6 protein-coding genes are annotated in these 4,639 nt (G+C 46.1%); all 6 read left to right on the top strand.

Features of this window, described 5'->3' with window-relative positions:
• The coding region (locus tag C7B77_RS24585; RefSeq protein ID WP_106311118.1) for an MFS transporter at positions 1–1,156 on the top strand (1,156 nt) is incomplete at its 5' end.
• Positions 1,157–1,289: 133 nt separating this feature from the next.
• Positions 1,290–2,564 carry an MFS transporter gene (locus tag C7B77_RS24580; protein ID WP_106311116.1) on the top strand — a complete coding sequence of 425 codons (1,275 nt, stop codon included), beginning with the start codon at positions 1,290–1,292 and terminating at the stop codon, positions 2,562–2,564.
• Between the two features lie 145 nt (positions 2,565–2,709).
• Entirely contained in the window at positions 2,710–2,994 is a 285-nt protein-coding gene (locus C7B77_RS24575) for a DUF1816 domain-containing protein (protein ID WP_106311113.1), read from the top strand.
• A gap of 116 nt (positions 2,995–3,110) precedes the next feature.
• Positions 3,111–3,590: a universal stress protein gene (locus C7B77_RS24570; RefSeq protein WP_106311110.1), complete on the top strand. Its 480-nt coding sequence runs from the start codon at positions 3,111–3,113 to the stop codon at positions 3,588–3,590.
• A gap of 115 nt (positions 3,591–3,705) precedes the next feature.
• On the top strand, positions 3,706–4,062 hold the full coding sequence (locus tag C7B77_RS24565) for a four-helix bundle copper-binding protein (protein ID WP_106311108.1): 357 nt from the start codon (positions 3,706–3,708) through the stop codon (positions 4,060–4,062).
• A 277-nt stretch (positions 4,063–4,339) separates the two neighbouring features.
• On the top strand, positions 4,340–4,639 hold a 300-nt coding region (locus C7B77_RS24560), incomplete at its 3' end, for a DUF1269 domain-containing protein (RefSeq protein ID WP_146138496.1).

The raw sequence follows: 4,639 nt of genomic DNA, 5'->3' as shown, positions 1-4,639 counted from the left end.
CTTACAAGCACTCGATCGCCTCAATCTAACCCTGGGTGACGTGCGGGACGTCTTTGAACCTTACCTGGCAATTTTTTTGACCGCCGAACGGCAGTTCGATCCTGCGCAAGTTGGCATCGCTCTGGCGATCGGTAATCTCGCTGGCATCCTCGCCCAAACGCCGATTGGGGCAGTTGTCGATGCCACCAAGCACAAGCGGTTATTAATTGCGATCGCCAGTGCGGTAATTGCCATGAGCTACTTGCTGATTATTAATATCAGTGCGTTCCCGGCGGTGCTAGTGGCGCAAGTGGGCATCGGCGTGGCTGCGGTGACGGTGATTCCGGCAGTTTCGGCAATCTCGCTAGGATTGGTCGGACAAAAGGGATTGAACCAACGGGTAGGGCGCAATGAAGCCTTCAATCGATCGGGAAATGCGATAACGGCTGTAGTAGCTGGCATTCTGGCTCAAATTACCGGACTGGCGTGGATCTTTTATTTGTTGATATTGCTATGTATCGCGACGATCGTGCTGGTATTTCAGATTCGCGATCGCGATATTAATAATACGACGGCTCGTTCCGGTCACTCGCAGACTACTGGCAACGATTTACTGCACGATCGCCCGTTACAGGTATTTAGTTTGGCAGTGTTCTTATTTTATATGGCTAATGCTGCTCTGCTGCCCCTGTTGAGCCAAAAACTCACTGGCGGTCAACAAGCTGCTGCGCCGTCTGGTTTTATCTCTGCCAGCATTGCCGTCGCTCAATTTACGACGATTCCGGTAGCGGCTTGGGCGGGTAAGGCTGCTGATGTCTGGGGGCGCAAGCCTTTGTTACTGCTGGCTTTTGCCGCCACGACGGTGCGGGCTTTTCTCTACGCGTTCGATACCGATCCCTGGTTTGTCGTCTGGGTGCAAACACTCGACGGGCTGAGTTCGGGAATATTTGCAGTAGCGATCGTGGTAGTCGTAGCCGACCTCACCCAAGGCACGGGACGATTCAATCTCGCCCAAGGTGGCATCTATACGACGATCGGATTGGGTGCGGCTTTAAGTAACTTAGCCATCGGCTGGTTGGCTAGCACCGCCGGATTTTCGATCGCTTTCTTTACTCTCAGTGCGATCGCCGCCATCGGCGCGTTCTGGCTCTGGTTCGCCATGCCCGAAACCAAATAGCAGCGATCCCATTTTGGACTGTGGATTGTGGATTTTGCGGATGCGCGAAAAATCTACTAGCGATCGACTATCCACTATCCACTATTCACTATTCACTACCCAACGTCCCGATCTCAGATGTCAGTAATTTAACATGCAAGCAATCGAATCCAAATATCTACCACCAGCTCTAAGATCGCGAAATTATCAGTTGTTTTTTGCCGGACAGGGGATCTCGCTCATCGGTACTTGGATGACACAAATTGCCACGGTGTGGCTGGTTTACGATCTGACTAGCTCGGCATTGATGCTGGGGGTGGTAGGATTTACCAGCCAAATTCCCAACTTTTTGCTAACACCTTTTGGGGGCGTTTTAGTCGATCGATTCCCGCGCCAACGGATTTTAATCGTCACCCAAATTTTGGCAATGGTGCAATCATTGACATTAGCTGCGTTGGCGTTGTCTGGTGTAGTTCAAATCTGGCATTTGCTAGTTTTGAGCTTAGTTCGAGGCATCATTAGTGCAGTAGATGCGCCAGCCAGACAAGCAATTGTTACCGAATTAGTCGATCGACCGGAAGACTTAGCCAACGCGATCGCAATTAATTCCACCATGTTTAATGGCGCGCGCTTAATCGGCCCTGCGATCGGAGGATTATTGATTGCTAGAGTGGGTGAAGCTTATTGTTTTCTCATCGATGGTGTTAGTTATATTGCCGTAATTATCGCTTTACTAGCGATGCGATTCAAACCCAAGCAAATGCCCGTAATTACTGGCAGCCCGCTAGAGAGAATTAAAGATGGTTTTGCTTATGCCTTTGGTTGTCCGCCAATTAGGGCTATTTTATTGCTCTCGGCGATCGTCAGTTTTTTGGGGATGCAATATACCGTACTCGTCCCAGTTTTTGCCGATAAAATTCTCAAAGGTGATGCCCAAACTTTAGGATTTTTGATGGCAGCATCGGGAGTAGGCGCGGTATCGGGTGGTATTTATTTAGTTACACGCAAAACGGTAGTGGGCTTGGGTAAATTGATTGTTTTGGGGCCAGCACTATTAGGAATGGGTTTGATTGTCTTTTCAATATCCCGCTACTTACCGCTGTCCTTGCTGACAATGTTCTTTATCGGTTTGGGGACAATTTTGCAAATTGCGTCGGGCAATACCGTTTTACAAACGATTATCGACGATGATAAGCGCGGAAGAGTAATGAGTATTTATACGATGTCTTTTCTTGGAGTAGTGCCATTTGGCAATCTTCTGGGCGGTACTTTAGCCGATCTCATTGGTGTTACACCTACGTTAATTATTGCTGGTAGTGCTTGTTTGTTAGGGTCGTTTTACTTTAGCCGACAATTACCAGCACTAGGCAAAATCGTCCGCGAAATTTACCATCGCAAAGGCATCATCAAAATTGAATCTCACCAATGATTTAGGATTGCTATATCTCAAATGGATGGTAAAAATTACACCGATCGAGTGATGTGTGAATTGACAATAATAGTTATTATTATACAAATGCAAGTTTCGATAATTTATCGCTCGTTAACATAAATACTAACACATTTATTAATTAATGAAAATTAAAATTTTTAGCAATGATATCTTCGATAAAATTTCCGAAATCAGGACAAATATCTTAGACTTTGTAGGTCAGGCTTGGTGGGTGGAAGTGATGACAAATCGGCCTAAATGTACTTATTATTTTGGCCCATTTGCAGATGCTAGAGCAGCAGATCGAGCGAGTATGGGATACGTACAAGACTTAGAGAATGAGTCCGCACAAGGGATTCAGACTCAAGTTAAACGCTGCAAACCCGATCGATTGACAATCGAGTGGGACGATGCTACTGCCGTTTAAATAAATCGAAATTTTGACACAATCCAATCGATCGGACACAGATCGCTTTTTAAAAACAATCGATCGGACGCGATCGATTATTTTCAGTTTCCAGTCGTTTCAATATTATCAACTTCATGTTGCAAAAAATTTTAATCGCTACTGGCGACTCTCCAGAAGCACAAAAAATCTTCGAGACTGGATTGCTGCTGGCTGAGAAACTGGGAGCTAAAATCGCGATTTTACACGTTCTCAATCCCATGCAAACAGGTCTAGAACTAGTCGGTAATCCCGCTCTAGGCGGTATCGCACCGACAATCGCTAACGATCTGAGTATTACACGATCGCAAACAGAGTGGCAAGACTACGAACGACTCAGTACAGAACGTCTCCAACTCTATGCAAAACAGGCACAAGATCGTCACGTTCCCGCCGAAATTCTCCAAAATTTCGGTGAATCTGGACGGGTAATTTGCGATACGGCTAGAGATCTAGGTGCCGATTTAATCGTCATTGGCAGCCACCAAAAATCGCGGTTGAGTGAAATGTTATTGGGTAGCACTAGTAGTTATGTTTTACACCATGCACCTTGCTCGGTAACAGTGGTTCGAGAGTAGTAAATTCAGTACATAAATCTCTCTATCGATCGAGCGATCTATTCACGATCGAATTTCTGCGTAACTAGAGAGTGTAGAAGTTAAAATATCGAGCGATGTCTTCAGGAGTAATCTTATGACTGCAACTCAATCTCGAAATTCTCAACTCGAAGCCTGCATCGAAGCCTGTTTTAAATGCCTCCAAGACTGCGAATATTGCATTAGTGCCTGTCTAAGTAGCGACATGGTACAGATGATGGCTAATTGCATTAAAACTTGCCGCGACTGCACCGACTTGTGTGCTCTGTGCTCCCGGTTTATGAGTCGCAATTCCGACTTGCACGCTCAATTATGCGGTGTCTGTGCCGACGCTTGCGATCGCTGTGCGGCTGAATGCGAACAACACGACAGCGAGCATTGTCGTCAGTGCGCCGCATCCTGTCGTCGCTGTGCCGAATCTTGCCGTCAAATGTCCATGGCGATGGCAGCTTAGAAAGTATTTGAAAGTTATCCCAATTAAAAAAACATTGCTGCTAGATGAGTTTGCGGACTCTACTTACAGCAAGATTTTCCTAATCCGCTGTCTTGTCTCTCTGCTTGGTGCGCTAAACCGTCGGGAGACAAAGGCGTGCGAGAGCCGCAATCCGCAATCCGCAATCCCCAATCCAAAATGGTAAGAATCTCTATCGGTTGGAGGAGAGGATAACTGCTAGTGATTTTTTATAATCGTAAAGTTCGACTGAATAAAAACTTAATTACAGGATTGTAAAATGAGTGACTTAATTGTTGTCGGTTTTAAAGACGAGTTCAAAGCAGATGAGGTAATGAACGAACTAAGAAGGCTCCAATCAGAGTACTTAGTTGACTTAGAAGATGCTGCTATTGTCGTCAGAAATCAAGAAGGTAAAGTCAAACTTAAGCAAGCACAAGAACTAGTTGCTGCTGGTGCAGTCAGTGGTAGTTACTGGGGGATCTTATTAAGCGTTCTCTTCTTCAATCCCATTTTTGCATTGGTTGGTGCGGCGGCTGGGGCACTCTCTGGCGCATTGAGCGATATCGGGATCGATGAC

This window comes from Chamaesiphon polymorphus CCALA 037 (genome assembly GCF_003003845.1).
GTDB lineage: Bacteria > Cyanobacteriota > Cyanobacteriia > Cyanobacteriales > Chamaesiphonaceae > Chamaesiphon > Chamaesiphon polymorphus.
Note: the sequence above shows the minus strand (reverse complement) of the source record. Positions and strands in the feature narration are given on the sequence as shown.

What these genes read in the sequence shown, in the direction of transcription:
- C7B77_RS24575 (WP_106311113.1), top strand. Translation starts at nt 2,710, where the DNA reads ATGAAAATTAAAATTTTTAGCAATGATATCTTCGATAAAATTTCCGAA.
- C7B77_RS24565 (WP_106311108.1), top strand. Translation starts at nt 3,706, where the DNA reads ATGACTGCAACTCAATCTCGAAATTCTCAACTCGAAGCCTGCATCGAA.
- C7B77_RS24580 (WP_106311116.1), top strand. Translation starts at nt 1,290, where the DNA reads ATGCAAGCAATCGAATCCAAATATCTACCACCAGCTCTAAGATCGCGA.
- C7B77_RS24570 (WP_106311110.1), top strand. Translation starts at nt 3,111, where the DNA reads ATGTTGCAAAAAATTTTAATCGCTACTGGCGACTCTCCAGAAGCACAA.